General features: G+C 71.2%; 13 protein-coding genes and 2 pseudogenes. 7 read left to right on the top strand and 8 right to left on the bottom strand.

What is annotated here, in order from left to right; genetic code table 11:
* Positions 1-523: 523 nt before the first annotated feature.
* Positions 524-1603, bottom strand: a pseudogene (locus ACFZDK_RS54530) (AMP-binding protein); the annotation flags it as partial.
* A 1336-nt stretch (positions 1604-2939) separates the two neighbouring features.
* On the opposite strand from ACFZDK_RS54530, the gene ACFZDK_RS54525 reads away from it, so the two are divergent.
* From ACFZDK_RS54525 to ACFZDK_RS54510, 4 genes are all read left to right on the top strand, one after another.
* Positions 2940-3179, top strand: coding sequence for a hypothetical protein (locus ACFZDK_RS54525; RefSeq protein ID WP_390986580.1), 240 nt, complete (start codon positions 2940-2942; stop codon positions 3177-3179).
* A 12-nt stretch (positions 3180-3191) separates the two neighbouring features.
* A complete protein-coding gene (locus ACFZDK_RS54520) occupies positions 3192-4262 on the top strand; it encodes a hypothetical protein (RefSeq protein ID WP_390986578.1) in 1071 nt (356 codons plus the stop codon).
* 523 nt (positions 4263-4785) lie between these two features.
* Positions 4786-5082, top strand: coding sequence for a hypothetical protein (locus ACFZDK_RS54515; protein ID WP_390986576.1), 297 nt, complete (start codon positions 4786-4788; stop codon positions 5080-5082).
* Positions 5083-5179: 97 nt separating this feature from the next.
* Positions 5180-5620: a DUF6300 family protein gene (locus ACFZDK_RS54510; protein ID WP_390986573.1), complete on the top strand. Its 441-nt coding sequence runs from the start codon at positions 5180-5182 to the stop codon at positions 5618-5620.
* Between the two features lie 292 nt (positions 5621-5912).
* On the opposite strand, the gene ACFZDK_RS54505 is transcribed toward ACFZDK_RS54510, so the two are convergent.
* Positions 5913-6287 (bottom strand): hypothetical protein, encoded by a 375-nt coding sequence (locus ACFZDK_RS54505; protein WP_390986570.1) that lies wholly within the window; start codon positions 6285-6287, stop codon positions 5913-5915.
* A 288-nt stretch (positions 6288-6575) separates the two neighbouring features.
* On the opposite strand from ACFZDK_RS54505, the gene ACFZDK_RS54500 reads away from it, so the two are divergent.
* On the top strand, positions 6576-6824 hold the full coding sequence (locus ACFZDK_RS54500; RefSeq protein WP_390986567.1) for a hypothetical protein: 249 nt from the start codon (positions 6576-6578) through the stop codon (positions 6822-6824).
* A 39-nt stretch (positions 6825-6863) separates the two neighbouring features.
* The gene (locus tag ACFZDK_RS54495; protein WP_390986564.1) at positions 6864-7181 is read left to right on the top strand and encodes a DUF6417 family protein; all 318 of its coding nucleotides are present in this window, start codon (positions 6864-6866) and stop codon (positions 7179-7181) included.
* Positions 7182-7391: 210 nt separating this feature from the next.
* Here ACFZDK_RS54495 and fsxC read toward each other — a convergent pair whose 3' ends face one another.
* The 6 genes from fsxC to ACFZDK_RS54465 form a co-directional block, all read right to left on the bottom strand.
* The gene (fsxC, locus tag ACFZDK_RS54490) at positions 7392-10412 is read right to left on the bottom strand and encodes an FxsC protein (protein WP_390986562.1); all 3021 of its coding nucleotides are present in this window, start codon (positions 10410-10412) and stop codon (positions 7392-7394) included.
* A gap of 4 nt (positions 10413-10416) precedes the next feature.
* Positions 10417-11412, bottom strand: coding sequence for an AAA family ATPase (locus tag ACFZDK_RS54485; RefSeq protein WP_390986559.1), 996 nt, complete (start codon positions 11410-11412; stop codon positions 10417-10419).
* Positions 11409-13553, bottom strand: a complete 2145-nt coding sequence (locus ACFZDK_RS54480; protein WP_390986557.1) for a hypothetical protein — start codon at positions 13551-13553, stop codon at positions 11409-11411. Before ACFZDK_RS54480 ends, ACFZDK_RS54485 begins: the two co-directional genes overlap by 4 nt.
* A 17-nt stretch (positions 13554-13570) precedes the next feature.
* The gene (locus tag ACFZDK_RS54475) at positions 13571-13927 is read right to left on the bottom strand and encodes a trypco2 family protein (protein WP_390986554.1); all 357 of its coding nucleotides are present in this window, start codon (positions 13925-13927) and stop codon (positions 13571-13573) included.
* A 546-nt stretch (positions 13928-14473) separates the two neighbouring features.
* The gene (locus ACFZDK_RS54470; RefSeq protein ID WP_390986551.1) at positions 14474-14812 is read right to left on the bottom strand and encodes a hypothetical protein; all 339 of its coding nucleotides are present in this window, start codon (positions 14810-14812) and stop codon (positions 14474-14476) included.
* A 40-nt stretch (positions 14813-14852) separates the two neighbouring features.
* Entirely contained in the window at positions 14853-15470 is a 618-nt protein-coding gene (locus ACFZDK_RS54465; protein WP_390986548.1) for a hypothetical protein, read from the bottom strand.
* Positions 15471-15601: 131 nt separating this feature from the next.
* On the opposite strand from ACFZDK_RS54465, the pseudogene ACFZDK_RS54460 reads away from it, so the two are divergent.
* A pseudogene (locus tag ACFZDK_RS54460) lies at positions 15602-15889 on the top strand (transposase); the annotation flags it as partial.
* Between the last annotated feature and the right edge of the window lie 91 nt (positions 15890-15980).

Below are 15980 nucleotides of genomic sequence, written 5' to 3'. Positions count from 1 at the left end.
CTGGGTTGGGGGGGTGGGGGGCTCTGGGGCGCTCTTTTCACCCCCCCCCCCAACGGGGGGGGGGGGGGGGGCGCGGGGGGTGCGGGGGGGGGGGGGGGGGGGGGCCCCCCCCCCCCCCCCCGCCCGGCGTGGTCGTTCACCGCTGCAACGGTGCACGACCGGTTTCCCCTGTTTGTCGAGTGGCAACGGCCGGGGAGGGCCGCGGATCAGACAGCTACCGGCGGGCGGAGCTGCTGATCGTCGAGGGGCCGGCCAGGTACGGGCGGCGGGCGGTGCGGCCGAGCGGAGCCAGGGCTCGTGGTCCTGCCGCCGCGACGAGGACACCGGCGCCGGGCGGTGTCGCGTCGGCCGGGCCGGGCCGGGCCCGTCGGCCCGCGGGCCGGTCGCCGGATGCATGGGGCCCGGGACCGGTGAGCGCACAGGGCCAGCGTCCCGGGAGGGTCTGCCGGGCGGGGCGACAGCGGGGTTCCTTCGCCGTCGCCACCATGCGGGCAGAGGAGCTGCGGCGGCGCCCAGCTTGCCGGGGACAGCGTCGGGGCCCGCGTCGGCGGGGAGCACAAGGACAACGCTCGCCCGGGACGCCGAGATGGCGAACCACCCCCGCGTCCTCGATGCCGATGGGGGTGAGCGGGAGGTCGTCGAGGACGACGTACGCCTCGGGGACCAGCGGCGCGTGCAGCGCCCCGGCGAGGGCGGCGGCCAGGTCGGCGGGGTCGGCGGGGTCGGCGGCGGCACCGGCCGCCGGGACCGTGTAGGTGACGAGCCGCCCGTCGCGGACGGCCACGGCACCGCGCGCCACCGCCGGGTGCCGGGTCAACGCGGCCTCGATCTCGCCGGGTTCGATCCGGTTGCCGCGCAGCTTGGCCTGCTGGTCAGTGCGGTAGAGGTAGTCGAGGGTTCCGTCGGCGCGTCGGCGCACGAGGTCGCCGGTGCGGTACATACGGGCGCCGGGCACGGAAGCGTACGGGTCCGCGACGAAGCGGTCGGCGGTGAGGGCGGGCCGCGGGTGGTAGCGAGCCGGCTGGACACCGGTCAGGTACAGCTCGCCGGGGACACCGTCGGGGACCGGGCGCACGCCGGTGTTCCACACGGGCCGGCCGATGGGCACGGTGGTGCCGGACGCCCCGTCGTAGAGGAGGTACGCGATGAGGCGCTCCCAGGCGCCCACGTCGAAGCCGGCCGGGGGCTTCTGCAGTACCTGGCCGTCGGCGGTGATTCCGTAGGCGCCCTGCGCCCAGGCGAGCCGGTTGCCGATGGCGCGGTGGGCGACGACGACGCCCCGGCGGCCAGTGGAGCCGGAGGTGTAGATGAGGTAGGCAGGGCCGTCGGGACGGGCGGGGTCGAGGAGTCCTGCAGAGGGGCCAGCCGGGGCGTGGTCGGCCGCCGTGCGCTCGGTCTCCGCCAGGTCCGTTGCGTCCGTCGTGCCGGTCGTGGTCACGTGGAGGACACCGAGTCCGTCGACCGCAGGCAGGCGTACGGTGTCCCGTTGCGTGGTGACGACCGTGGTTGCGCCGGAGTCGGCCAGCATGGATGCAAGCCGTTCCACCGGGTACGTGGCCCCCGACTTCAGGACACCGGGCAGTGCCCCAACCAGCGCCGCCGAGGTGCCGTAGGTGAGGGTGGTCGTGCCGTCGTACACCGTGGCGGCGGCGTCAGGTGTGCGCGCGACCTGCGAGGCGAAGGAGGCTGCGGGAGTGGTGGCCGGGACCAGCATGGTCTCCCCCGCCGGATGGGCGGCGGACCCCTTGTCCGGGGTGGGCAGGTCGAGGTCGGCGACGCGGGCGCCAGAGTCGTCGGCCAGGGCGTCCATCTGGAGAACATCACCCCTGCTGAGCGCCGGGGACCGAAGGCCGGAGGACCTGAAGAGATCCGGTTCCTCAGCGGGGTGGAGCCCAAGGGGCCAGCTGGCGTCCCGGGAAGACGAAGAGGAGTCCACGAGCACCCGCGGGGAAGTGAGGCAGAGCTCCAAGCGGGGGTCCGGCTCCTGATCCAGTGTCCGGCGCAGAAGATCTCGCAACTCGTCCAGGCGGAGTGCTTGAAGGACCTGCAGCGCCGCGATCCGGTAGTCGGGCGCCGACTGAAGCGGTTCTGCCGGCCGCAGGCTGCTGCTCGTGTCGGTGGACTGGAGTACGTAGCCGTGGACAGGACCGATCGGCAAGGGAGTTGCGGTGGCATACCGCTGGAGAACGTCGGCCGACAGGCACGTCGGGACGCAGCCGTCGGTCCAGCGGGCCGTCGGAAAAAGGGCGTTGATCTCAAATCGGGCTGCCAGACAGCAACCAGTCGGGCACGACCAGTAGGAGCCGCTGCCAGCCAGGGGTTCGGGCGCGGACGCTACGACGACGATGTAAGCATCACCCGCCGCGACGAGGCGCCGGTGGAGGCTCGCCAGAGCATCCTGAGCCGACGCGGGCGTCGCATACATGGTGCGCATCTGTCCCCAGGTGGACGCGTAGAGATGCGTCAGGAAGGAGCCCTCGGGAAGACCGGTGGGGGTGAGCGTGGTGTCGCGAACAGGAAGCTCAGTCCTCCACCACGGGTGTCCCCCGCCAAGACCAACAAACCGGTGGCTGTCGACAGTCATGGTCTGTTCCCCCTTCCCAAGTCGGTCTCGTCCGTGCGGGGGCTCCGTTCGGCAGTCACCGCGCGGATCCCATGGCAGCAGGCTCCGGCCCGGGACTCAACCCGCTCCGGCCCGCCGGATCCGGACGCCGGCGCGTGCGCCGCGGAACGATCGCGTCATGAGCTGGAGCGATACCGGGCGGGCGTTTCACGGGAGTTGGGACAAGGTGAAGCGTCTCAGCGGGTCGGCCTTGCCGCTGCTCGCCGGCGACCTCGAAGGTAGAGCCTGAGGCTCTGTATCCGTCGGCTCTGCAAGGCCGGCGGATGACGTGCGGGGTCTCGGTGTCGAGTGGCAACGAGCTGAGGAGTCAGCAATGTTGAAGAAGTTCGAGGCCGGGGACGCGTGGTGCGTCGTGTGCCCGGCGGGAGGCGCCAGCGACCGGATTCCGGTCCCCGGCGTGCTCTTGGTCGTTGTGGTGCTGGTCCTCACCGTGATCCCGGTGGCGGCAGGGGTGGCCAGGGAGCAGGTCATCGCGGCGGTCGTTGCAGGAGGTCTGACGGGCACCGAAGTGGTCCGCCGCATGGTCGCCGTCTTCTCTTCCCGCCGAGCGCGATAAGGGGAGAGCCGGATGGGGCGCAGCAACGGCGCCCTGGCGCAGCACAACCCGTTTGAGGCCCTGGCGCAGTGGCTTGACGCACTGCGCCAGGGGAAGGGCATGAGCTGGAGCCAGCTGGCGCAGAAAGTATCCGAAAGGGGACTGCCCCCATCGGAGTCGACTCTCTACCGGGCGGTTCGCAGGAAGTCGCTCCCGAAGTGGAGGACCGTACAGGCGTTCACCCGGGTATGCGGTGGCGCCGAGCAAGAGGCGAAAAGGCTGTGGACCGCGGCCGCCCGGTACGCGGCAGGCCGCACGGACCGGGTGCCGAGGGGCGCGGCGCTGCCGCCGCAACTCATCACCGAGCCGTGGCAGCTCATTCAGGCGATGGATCACAGGCGCCGGGCCGACGGCAACCCAACCCTCAGGGAACTGCAGAGGAGAGCGTTGGTCGATGGAGGGGGTACAGCCAGCCACCTGCCGAAGAGCACGCTCGGCGCGGTGCTGCGCGGGCGGATGCCCACCAGGGCCTTACTGGGGTACTTCGTCCGCTACTGCGGGGGCGGCACGCAGGACGAGGTCGCGGAGTGGGACGCGGCGTGGGAGCGGGCGCACGCCTACCTGCGGGGTGAGCGGCTGCCCGAGGAATCCGTCCGGCAGGAACAGGCGCGCATCCAGGCCGACCTGCAGGAACTGGCGCGCGTCCGGGCAGAGTTGGCGGAAGTCCGCGAACGGCTGGGGCAGACCACGGCGGACCTGGCGCGCACTGTGCGGACCGCGCACAGCGCGCCGGTGCTGGCGGTGGCTCCGTTGCCCGGGACGTTCCGTCCGTACCTCAGACCCGCCACCGAAGACGGAGGCCGGGGCGCGTCCTTGCCCACGGTCTGCCGCAGGGAGCCCGGCGGGGGCGTGCACCACGTGCAGGCACCGGCAGTGCCCGGCGGCGAGGCGTGCGAGGACCCGCCGGCGGACCCCGGGCTGCCGACTCGCACCGGGCAGACCGGCCCCGCAGCGGTGATCCCCATCGATGAGGGCCCGGCGGCCGTTCCCGTTCGTCGTCCACGGCGCATACCACTGTGTGGCAGACAGGACGCCCGGAAGTAGGACACAGCAGCCGGCTCTCGGGCCCCTGTTCGGTGTGCCGGTCCGCTGCTCGTTGCCAGGCCCGCTGGGTGGTGGGGCGTGCGGCCGGCGGGCGGTGTGCGCCCCGCCTGCGTCCGCCCGGGCCGCCCCACCGCCGTGACGGCGCCCCGGCGGCCGACCGGACACGGGGCCGGGATGGAGTTGCAGGGCGCGGGAGCTGTGCTGGGTGCCCCGGTGGCCGTACGGCCACCGGGCGGGCGGCGGGGGTGCAGGCGCCCGCCAGCTGGGCCAGGCGGTGAGGGTCCTCAAGGTTGCGTCCGGCGCAGGCGCGCCGATCCCGGCCTCATCGAGGCCCTCTCCTGGGCACTGAGCGAGCACGGGGTGCGGGCTGCGGAGCTGCTGTGCGGCCTTCTCGACGCCCTCGAACCGCGACCGGGAAGCACCGGCGCAGCCGAGCAGAACGCGCGGGGCCGGGCTGCGGGGAGGTGCCCGGGTGCTGCTGGGTGCGGTCCCGTTGTCGGTGGCGGCTGCGAGGCTGGACGGTATGAACGGCGACGAGCAGTTGCTGAACGGCCGCGTCTACGGCGCGGACCACGACGATCCCGATCCCGGCCCGCGCCCGGACCGGTCCTACGCCGAGCTGGTGGGCGGCCCGCTGGACGGTCTGTTGCTGGACATCCACGACTGGTCCGCCGCCCAGGTCGGCTTCGGCGCAGCCCTGGTGACGGAGCTGTCGCGGTGGCCCGGGGGCCGGGCCCTGTACGACCCGCTCCCCGGCGAGCCGCGAAGCGCGGGTCCCGGTGTCACATGCCGTTTCCACTACACCGGCGACACACCCTGACGCCCGCAAGACGGCAGCCGCACCGCTCTTGACGCCGCTTTGAGGGGGGACAGATCGTGATGACCTGGATCAACGCTCCGCGCGGAAGGAGCGCCTCGTGTCGTTCAGCTGGCGCTATCACGTACATTCTGACGGCTCGTTCGCCCGCCTCGGCAACGTGGACGGCAGCCTCGACCACTACACCGACGATCAACTCTCCCGGCTCTGCTCCTGCGCACGCCGCGACCCCGAAAGCCCGCCCCGCCCGATGCCTGACTGCTCCCGCTGCGGTGGCGCTCTCACGCTCTACTGGAACGCCCCCTTGCAGACGGGCGTGATGATGGAGCTGTGCGCGGCCTGCGACGGGGCCAGGCCGGCCGCCGCGGCCTTCATCCGCTGGCACCGGGACCCCGACCGCGACCCCCAGACCGTGCAGGACCTGTTCGAGGCGTGGGAGGAAGAGACCCTGAACGCCCACGGCTGGTACCGGGCCGCCGATGCGCAGGCCCCGCCCGCGCCGCCCCTGCCACCCGGGCTGGCACTCCGCGGCCACGGCTGACACCCTGCGGGCCCGGACACCAGAGGACGACGGGTGCTGCGGTGGGCAGGTCCTCACCGCACGGGGCGCGGAGGGCTGTTACGCACTTTTGCGTCGTGCCTGCACGGCCGGTGGGCGCCCCGGCTGCCCGGCCGGTCCTCGTCGCCCGCTACCCTCGTCACCTGTCCGGTCCTTCACACACCCGCCGTGGTGATGGACCGGACGCATGCGTTCGCGCCGGGTGAGGGTCACGCCTGCGGTGGTGTGGGGGCCGTAGACCGGCCCGGAGGCGTGCGCAGCACGGCGGGCTGGCTCAGGGCGAGGAGCCGTCCGCCGCCGCGACGTGCGCGGCGAGTTCGGCACGGAGGCTGGGTAGCCCGGCACCGGCCGCGTCGCGAACCCGCCGCAGTTCCTCCAGCTCGTCGTCGGTGAGGCCGTCGACCCAGGCCACCATCCGCTGGTACTCCGCCTCTTCCTCGTCACGCACCTGCTGCTCGTACCAGTCGGGTTCTTCCTCGGGCCTGATCCAGTGGCGCACGGCCGCGTCCCGCTCTCGCCGGTACTCGGCCTCCTCGACGATCTCGCACGGGTACCCCACCGGCAGTCGGGGCGCAGGCCCGGCCAGGATCCGCTCGCGTTCTCCTGGGGGCACCGCCGCGGCGAGGACCGTGACCGCCGCGGTGGGCACCGCGACGGCGGCGGCTTCCGCCGCTGACCCACCGGTTGGTGCCGGCGGCCGGTGACTCGGGGTCCGGCTCTCGGTCCCGGCCCGGCGGTGCTCCCTGATCGAGGGGGCGCCGCTGGGCCGGGAGCGTTCGGCTCCGGCCGCCGTTGGCCGGCCGGAGCGGAGGATGTGAATGCCGTGCGCCGCCGGCGCTGGTGTGGGAGCGTGGTGGTGTCCGGGCCTGCCGCTTTCCCCCGTAGCGGCGGGCCCGGCCTTGTGCGGTCAGTGGGCGAGGGCGACGGTGGTGTGCGGGTGGAGAAGACGCTCGAGGTCCTGCGGGCGGTGCGGGCGTGTGAGGAGGACTCTAAGCGCGGCTGGGCGCTCGACTGGTCACTGGCCGAGCTGCGCCGGCGCGTGGGGGTCCTGGTCGGCCAGGGGCTGCTCGCGGTGGCCGATCGCGAGACGCGGGCCGAGTTGTCGGCGTGGCAGGGCCGTCCCGTGCGGTGGGCGGTCCGGTTGTCGGCGATCGGCCACGACGTGATCGCTTTCGCGCGATCGTAGCCCGCGCCGGCACGGTCGGAACCTGCCGCGGATGCCCGGGTGGTGGAGTTGCTGCCGTCGCAGATGGCCGTGATGCAGATATACATCGGGCTCTTCCGGGCCGGGGAGATCAGCGTGCGGCCGGCCGAGGGGCTGGCGGAGCAGGTCCGGGACGCCGTGCACGACCGTGGGGCGGGCCGGTGGCGGCTTCATCTGACAGCTGAGCAGATGCGGTCGGTGGCGTACGCGTTCTGGCTGCACCAGATGACCGGCTCGACAGCTGGAGCCCGCCGCTTCAGCCGCGACTACGGTCTGGCCTACCGCCCTGACGAGCCGGCGGCCCGGACCGGGACCGAGCGCCCCGACCGGCCGAGGTGAACGATGTCGCGCTCAACGGCTGCCGGGGCAAGGCGGCCGTGATCACTTCCGTCGGACTGTGTGCCCGGCTCCCTTGCACCCGTCGCGGCCTGCGCGCAATCGCCGTGCAAACAGCGGCCGCGTGGGCTGGGGATGAGGGGGAGGTGACGAGGAAGAGGCGGTGGGGCGGGATCCTCCTGAGGCATGGCTCGGCTACGCGGGGAAGACTCGTCAATGATGCGGCTCTTCTGGTTCGGTTACAGGTGGCCGGGGAGCCTTGGCCGGTTCGGGGGTGCCGGCCGAGGCCGGGATGCCCAGTCCGCTCATCGGGGGTAGCAGCGGGCCGGCGGGGAGCCGGAACGGAGTGGTGCTCTCCATTTCCATGAGCCGGTTCTGGGCCGCCGTCAGCATCACGGCGAGGCGGTCGTCGAACTCGTCCCGGGTCACCCGGATGCGGAAGACGGGGTCGTTCGGGTCGTTCTGTCGGCGCCAGTTGCGCCAGAACACCCGGCTCAGGTCCTGCCAGATCTCCTCGCCGCCGGACTCTTCATCCCTGCCGTCGTAAGGCACCAGTACAACGGTGGCCGGGCGGTTGTGGGCGTCGAAGTCCGCAAGTGCATTCCGGTAGGCCGGAGTACGCACGGCCCATGGATCGACCAGCAGGATGCTCGTCTGGTTGTTCGTCATCGTCTCGTCGAGGCGACTGCTCAGATGCTCGTCGACGATCTCGAAGCTGCTGGTGTAGCCCGCCTCCGCGATCACCCGCTGGGCGCGGAGGGCGATGGTGGGGTGCTTGGGCGGGTAGTACGGTGTCCATTCCAGGGGCGAGCGGCCGTAGTACTCCAGTCGGTTCCGCCCTTCCGGCAGTGCGTTGGTCGTCCCCGCGGCCACGAAGACTCGTACGTGCGCGGCACCCGGTGCGGCGGCCCGTCGGTGCCCCGGCACCGGGAACTGGCCGCGCACGTCGCCGAGGTCGAGGCCGGGCGTGAATGGCAGCCGGAACCGGTCGGCGGCGATCCGCACCCGGGCGGCGACCCGCTCGACGATCGCGCGGTAGGCCTGGCTTGTCGGGTCGGTTCGCAGGATGTGCATCAGCCCGTGGTTGACGTAGTCCTGGCCCATGCCCGCCTCGTGGTATTGGAACCGGGCGATCTCCTCCGGTAGTTCTCCCTCCATGGGCGCCCACAGGACCGGGACCAGCGCGGGGACGTCGATCTCGGTCTCCCGGCGGTACTCTCGCAGCCTGTTCTGGAAGGCCGTCCACTCCTTGCCGCAGTACTCGCTGTTCAGGTACGCCGGGGAGTACAGCGCGACGAAGGCACGGCAGTGCCCGACCGCGTCCCCGAGCTCCCGCGCCCAGTCGTCACCCAGGCCGAGCCGCTCGACGTCCCGGAATGGCGTCTGTGCCGCGGGATCGGCGCCGGTCCGGCGGAGCTCAAGGACGAGGTCGTCGTAGAACCGCTTGACGAGCTCGCCGGGATGGTCCTTACGCGCATAGCTGAGAAAGAAGTACGGTTCGCGAACAGCACCACGTTTTGCAGACTTGCGCGGGGTGGTTCGTGGGGGTTGTCGCGGAACAGCTTGCGTTGAATCTGTCTGCTGAGCCCCAGAGGGCTGCGTCCGGGCCTGCTCCCGGGGTTCCGGTGGTTTCGGAGCTCGGGGAGGTTGGTCGGCGGGTGGGGAGTCGATGGGTGGGGCGACGCCGAGGCGTTTGAGTAGCCGCCCTTCCAGTTGGGCGAAGGACCGTTCGGGTGCGCCTACTTCGGCGGCGCCTGTCGGGTGCGTCGCCCAGGCGGTGAAGCTCGGTGACTGCCGGACGGACGCTGCTAGGCGGTCGGCGGTCAGGCGTGTGGTGCGCAGCAACTCGCGGGCGGGGAGGGTGCCGAGGAGGATGCGCCGTGCGTCGTCGGAGAAGTCGAAGAACTCCATCTGCGGCAAGCGGTCGCTGGTGTCCGTGGCTGCGTTGTGCATGAGGCCGCCGAGAAAGACCTCCACGAGGTGCCCGATGTCCGTCGGAGGGCCCAGGGCTTCCTGCACCATGCGCATGACGGGCGGAGTGATGGGTGCCACGGCGGCGAGGTGGGCGGCGAGTCGATATGCCTCCGGGCTGGCCGCGCTGCGGAAGCGCAGGACGGCTTCGGCGGTCGGACCGTGCCGGGGCTCGGTGCGGTGCTGGGGCTGAGTGATGGAGCGTCCGATGTCCCACAGCGGCAGGACCGTGGTGGCGCTGGGGGAGGCGACCAGCTGGGCCCAGGCGCCTACGGAGGCCGGGGTGGGTTCGAGCACCGGAATGGGGATGGAGTCGAAGCTGACCAGATCCGTCGGCAGTGTCGGGTCGGTGACGCGCCAGGCTGTGGTGGGGCCGCCTTTGCGGACGCTGGTGACGTGCCACGGCCTAGTCGTGATGCCCGAGTTGGCCCAGAGGCGGGCGGGCAGCGCCTGCAGGATCGCGGTGGGCTGCCGTCGGGCCCACAGCGCCGCCGCCTCGCTCATCCGGCCGTCCCACCAGGCGTCGCCGACGCCGTCGCTGACCACGAGGACAAGGGTGCTGCCGGCCGGGTTGCGGAGCGCGGCCGGTGGAAGATAGGGACCTTGCTGCCGGAAGGGGCGGTTGCTCAGCAATGGGGCGTGGGCACCACGCGTGCTCAGTCCGAGCACGCGGACGTCACGGAAGGCCCCGGCCCGTTCCATCAGTGTGCGGATCTCGGAGGCCAGACTCTTCCACAGGACCATGGACACGCCGTCGTCGATCAGCAGCGTGAGGGAGAGCCAGCGGCTGCGGGCGGGACGTGTCACGATCTCGGGCAGGCCCGTCTCGGCCATGGCGTCTACCGTCCCTGCCACGTCGAGTTCCTCATGGCGTCGATCGGGGATCCGCTGGCGCAGCGGTCGTAACGCCTTGCCGAGCGTGAGATGCCGGCTGTGCAGCATCTGGGGGCCCGGGGCGCGTACAGCGTACGCCCGGTGCGACGCGCCCTGCGCCCGGCTGCTGTCCTTACCTTGCGGGGCCGCGTGCAGGGGGAAAAGGCGTCGCGGGGCGGCGTCCGGCGCCAGGTCCAGACCCGGTTGCGCGGGGCCCTGCAACCCACCCTGCTCGGCTCCCTGCCGTAAGGAGGCGGCCGGTGCTGGACGTCGCGCCAACGGAGCAACTTCACCGGGCAGGTTGCTGGCCAGCCACAGGACGTCGAGGAGTTCCTCGCCGTCGAGGTCGACGCCGCTCCTGGCCAGGATCTCTCTCAGACGTCTCAGCATGCGCTCATACCGCCCCGCCGAGTTGGTGCAGAACGGCGTCGAGTAGTCGGCCGGCGTCCAGATCGATACCGCCCTTGCGCAGGAAGACCGCGTTGAGGAGTTGATCGGTCGCGAGTTCTCCGGGCGCGCGGCGGCCGAGGAACTCCTCCAGCAGGTCGTCGATGCCGTCGAGCGCTTCGTGGCCGAGGTGTGCGGCGACGATGTCCCGCAGCCGCTCCTCGTCGGGCTCGGGCAGGTCGAGACGGATGCACCGTCGGAGGAAGGCGGGCGGGAACTCTCGTTCACCGTTGCTGGTGATGACCACGACGGGGAACTCGCGGCAGCGGACGCGGCCGCGGACTACCGGGGTTGCCTCGCTGAGGTTGTCGGTCTGGACGTGCACCGTGGAGTGTTCCTCGGGGAGGCGGCTGAGCTCGGGAATCTCGAACTGGCCCTCCTCGAACACGGTGAGCAGGTCGTTGGGCAGATCGACGTCCCCCTTGTCCAGTTCGTCGATGAGCAAGACCTTTGGCCGGTCCACGGCCAGCAACGCGCTGCCCAGGGGACCGAGCCGGACGTACTGGCCGATGCCCGGTTCGGATCCGTCCGTGTCCCTGCGAAGGTTTGCTTCCCGCAGCCGCCCGATCGCGTCGTAGTGGTAGAGGGCGTCCTGCAGGGTCGAGCGGCTGTTGACTGGCCAGTGCAGGACGCGGCCGAGGGCGAGTTCGTGGGCGATCGCGTGGGCCAGGGAGGACTTTCCGGTGCCCGGGTGCCCCGTGACCAGCAGAGGCCGGCGCAGGTGCAGAGCGGCGTTGACGATGTCCGCGTCGTCGGGGTCGATCAGGTACGGGCGGGGGCGGCTGGCCTGCGGATCGTCGGGTCCTTCCGGGTGGAGTCTGCGCCATGGCGGGGCGGGCGGAAAGGCAACTGCGCGGGGCTCTCCATCGCCGCGGAAGAGCCGCCAGTCCCCGTTGCTGGACGGGGTGGTGCGGCCGTTGGCAGCGGACTCTGCTGCGGTCATGACGCGTGAGCTCCTTCGTGGGGGTCCTGCAGGGTCAGCGACTCGGGCCGCGGTCGCCAGCCGTGCTCCTCCCATACGAGTGCGGGGCGCGCCGGGAACGTGTCCGGATCGTCGAACGCCGTCCCGCGGAAGATACGGACTCGCTCGGGCAGGTCGCCGAGCGGGCCGGTGGGGTCCAGATGTTGCAGCCCGGCCGCGTCTGCGGGGCAGTCGGCGCGCCGGTCCCACAGGACGACCGGGACACCAAGAGCCAGGCAGAGTTCCAGCAGTACGTCCCGCTGTTCCGGGAAACCGTGGAGCACGACCCGGGCGGCGTCACGGTGAGTGGTCTGCAGCAGCCGCCTAAGCCGTGGCCCAGTGACACGGTCGTCGTCGACCACCAAGGGGGCCGCGTATCCGCCCTCCCAGCGCCGCCGGTGCTCGCGTTCCCTGCCGCGCACCAGGTCGCTCATCTCCGGGCAACTCAGGGTGATGCAGAACTCGGCGCCGATCGGCTGGTCGGGCACGAACTCGTTGGGTGACCCGGGGTTCCATTCGTCGATGGGCAGATGGAGACTGTCTCGTGCTACCAGAACCGTCACGTGGGGCGTGGCCGTCGGGCCGAGTTCGTCCGCGACGACCTCGACGGCGTCGCGCACCCGACGGGCTACTTCTGCGGGTGTCCTCGGCGCGCTCTCCTCCTCGTGGAGAGGGGTATGCGTGCCGTCGGCACGGGCGAGCAGGATGCGGCAGTAGTAGCTCTCACATGATTCGGTCCACGCGCGGGAAATGCCGACAACGACGCGGGAGAGCGGGGGCGGGTGCTGGGCAGCCCAGTGGCCGGCGTCGCTGCGGCGCTCGGCAAGCCCCGCTGGATGGATGCCGATCCGGCTGGCCACTTGATCGGACCAGCTGCGCAGCTCCGTGCCTCCTTCCCTTCCCTGGGCGGCAGCCACGTATTCGACCAGGCGGAGCAGGGCCGGAACAGACGGTGTGCCATCCGGTACACGCTCGCTGTCGGAGATGGATTCCAGGTGCTCGACGACGTTTTCGAGGTCGTCGGTGCACAGATGCGTGCGGTTCAGCGGCTCGGGCAGCCATGCGTGGCGCAGGGCCTCGCGGGCGGCGCGAGGTATCAGGGTGGGCTGCTCCTTGCAGATACCGCGGAGCAGTTCCAATAGGTGCTTCCACTCGTCCAGGGACAGGAGCAGGCACAGCCCGCCGGCGCGGGCGCGGGTCAGGACCTCGGTCAGGCGGATGCGCTCGTCCCCGGTGAGGACTGAGGTTAGGGTGCTGCTCAGCGACGGCAGGGCGCGAGGATGGGCTTTCACGAGTGCCGCGAGGTCGGGCATGGTTGGTTCGTGGCCGTCGGGGACGGTGTATCCAAGCCGCTGCGCGAGGGCGCGGGCGTGCGCCGCGTAGTTGATCCGGCCGCCGAGCACCGACCACAGGAGTCGCTCGGTCTCCTGCTCGGCCGGGCTGCGTTCGGCCGCTGGCCGGGCCGTCGGGAGGACAGCGCCAATCTCGGCCAGGTGGGGTGGTCTGTCGGCGTACTGCCACAGGAGTGAATGGAAGTTGTCGTCCTGGACGAAGCAATACGCCGGGACGGCCCGCAAGCGGCGGTTGCCGTAGGACTGGTCATCCCGAATCACCACGCCCACCAGGTGGTCCTCGCAGAACACCGCCGTTCCGGATGCGCCTCCCCAAGCCTTACGGCCATCGTTGCGAAGGTCGGGTGCGGGCCCTTGGTCGAGCACGTAGAGGCCGCGAGCGCCGGAGGACAGCGGAGGCAGGAAGCCTCGGAGGTGTTCGGCATCGCGACCGTCCTCTACGGATGCCAGCGGGAAGCCCAGTCCCTCGTAGCGCAGCGGGGCCGTGCCCACGGGGCGCCCCCAACAAACCGCCCCAGATACATCGATCTCGTCGTGAGTGAGCAGCAAGGCGACGTCCAGGCCCTGCGGATGGGTCCAGATCAGTTTCGCTCCGGTGCGCAGCGTCTCACCGCGGCCCGGGTGCCCCACTCTGACCTGGATCTCCTCACAGTAGGCGTCACTATCGCCGTGGCGGAGGACGTGTGCAGCGGTGAGTACCAGGCGGGGGGCGATGAGATAGCCGGAGCCGACACGATGGCGCTGCCGCGTGGTTCCGCTGCGGATCAGCACCAGTCTGTGCGGGTCCATCACTCCTCGTCCCAGGACCCGGCCTCGGTATCACTGATCTCGGGACTGGAGCCACCGCGGGCCCGGTCCCGCACCGACAGTTTCAGCGTCAGCCGGTGGGTGCGGACGGTCGAGCGCTCACCGCCCGCGCCGACGGTCGCCACACCGAAACTGACATTGCCGTCCCCCTTGCCGCTGTTGCGCAGCTCTAGCTGCAGCTCCAGTTCGGCCTCCTCGATGCCGAACGCGAATTGCTGATCTGCGCCCAAGTCCTGCGCCTGATAGAGCTCCTGCCGCAGTTCCTCGATCGCCGCAGCAAGACCAATCTCCGCCATCCGTCCCCCCAACGCACGTTGTGCCTTCGGGTAGTCTGCCAAGCTTTTGGGTCTGGGCGCCCGGGCTTCGGGGGAAGGAGCGCGTCGGGGTGCGTTGCCGGCGGGTGATGCAGGTCCGCGCTGGACGTCGCGTGACGTTTCCCGTGCAGCGATCCGAGACCCCGTGTTGGGCCCGCGCGGAAGGGTCCCACACGGTGTCGTACTCCGGCTGGCGACGGTAGACGTACTCGGTGGTGGCTCTGTCGGTGAGTTGAGTGCTTCGCAGCCACTCGTGCGGTCACTGGTATGTGCTGAGAGAGCACCCCGGCCCCCTGTGACAGCCAGTTCACCAGATGCCGCTGACACGCCGTCACCCCGTTCACGCCCCCGGCGGCTCCGGCCGACGCCATACCCGCCGCCGTAGGGTCACACAAACGCAGACGACCCACGCGATCCCTTCCCGCGTTCCGGCGGACCGGTGGTGACCTGCCAGACGGCCTCGGCAGGCCACCACCGGTCCGCGATGTCGGCTACGGTCACGAGGTGCGCACAGGTTCGGCGTACGTGGTGAGTAACCGGTCACCGGTCAGCTTGTGGTGCGCGAGCTGTTCACGGACGGCCTGCTCGTCCGCCCAGCGGTCCGGGCTGCTGGCCAGCGCGGTCGCGTAGCTCGTCACGGCCTCCTTCAGCTTCTCGAAGAGGGCCGGGGTGACAACGCGCCGCCGAGAGCGCCCACAGGTTGTCCGGGCCCGTGCCGTACAGCTTCTCCGGGCGCGTGCTGGCGAACCCGAGGTGCAGTCCGAGCTGCTGCCAGGCCCGCTCGGCGTCATCGGAGCGTTCCTCCTCGCCCCACACCACGTCCTCGAACAGCGCCTGCACGCCGATCCTCAGGCTGGTGCCGTCGCGGTACTGGGCGGCCAGGAACTCGGCGGCGGCGCGCGACTGCACTGCGGCCGCCTTGAGCTGGACGGGGGCGCCGCCGTTGATGTCACGCAGGACGAACGCGTTGTCGCTCAGTGCCCTGGCCAGGGCCTGCTGGGCGGCCAGGGGATCGGTCAGTTGCAGGTAGGCGGCCTTCGGCTCCCGCAGCCAGCCCCGCAGCACGCGCGTGCAGCGCGCTCGCCCGTTCCAGGTAGTCGGTGAGCCCGCCCAGCAGGACGTCCCGTTTGGCGCGGGCCTCGGCGATCCGCTGCAGGATGTAGTCGCCGGACTCCTGCAGCGCGTAGCGCACCAGGTCGGGGTGGGCGGCGAACTTCTCGTCCAGCCAGCTGCGTCCGCGCCACTCCCGCACGAACGGGAACTGTTCGCGCAGGCCCTCGAACCACCACAGTTCGGCGGGATTGTGGTCGATCGGCACCAGCAGATCCCAGCGGTCGGGCTGGTGGCGGGCCGCCGACTCCAGCGAGCGCACGACCTGTTTGCGGCGCGTCTGGTCCAGGCGGCTGGTGAACGACTTGGTCTCGTAGACGAGGAGTTCGCCCCCGGCGGTGTGCTCGAACAGGTCCCGGCCGCCGTCCCCGCCGCTGCCGTCGACCGCCCGCGCCCCCTGGCGCAATCGCAGCACCAGCATCGTCACCAGCGCCTCGGTGCTTGACAGATTGAGCACGACTACCGGGAACTCAAACACGGCCTCGGCCTGGACCACTTTGAGGGACGTTCCTGGGCCGGCTGGCATCACCACGCGAAATGAACCGCCCCGGGTCGGGTGGAGGCTCGATTCCATGTAAGGATTGAGTCATGGCACGCCCCTCCCGTTACCCGCTTGAGCTGCGCCGTCGTGCGGTGCGCATGGTCGCCGAAGTGCGCGACGACTACCCGAACGAGACGGCCGCCCTGCAGGCGGTCGCGGACAAGCTCGACATCGGTTCCCGCGAGACGCTGCGGAACTGGGTGAAGCAGTACGAGATCGACGCGGGGCAGCGTCCGGGGACGACGACGGAGGAGTCCGCCCAGCTCAAGGCGTTGAAGAAGGAGAACGCCGAGCTGAAGCGGGCGAACGAGATCCTGAAGGCCGCGGCGAGTTTCTTCGCGTCAATGTCAGGCTGTTGGCGATCGGCGGGTGGACACGGGCCGAAGCCGCCTTTGGTGGTTGGTCCTTGATGTGCCGCCCTCCGGT

It is taken from the genome of Streptomyces sp. NPDC007901 (genome assembly GCF_042959465.1).
GTDB lineage: Bacteria > Actinomycetota > Actinomycetes > Streptomycetales > Streptomycetaceae > Streptomyces.
Note: the sequence above shows the minus strand (reverse complement) of the source record. Positions and strands in the feature narration are given on the sequence as shown.

Bases quoted from the DNA above. Each gene is read 5' to 3' on its own strand.
- ACFZDK_RS54520 (WP_390986578.1), top strand. From the start codon at position 3,192: ATGGGGCGCAGCAACGGCGCCCTGGCGCAGCACAACCCGTTTGAGGCC.
- ACFZDK_RS54515 (WP_390986576.1), top strand. From the start codon at position 4,786: ATGAACGGCGACGAGCAGTTGCTGAACGGCCGCGTCTACGGCGCGGAC.
- fsxC (WP_390986562.1), bottom strand. From the start codon at position 10,412: ATGCTGAGACGTCTGAGAGAGATCCTGGCCAGGAGCGGCGTCGACCTC.
- ACFZDK_RS54485 (WP_390986559.1), bottom strand. From the start codon at position 11,412: ATGACCGCAGCAGAGTCCGCTGCCAACGGCCGCACCACCCCGTCCAGC.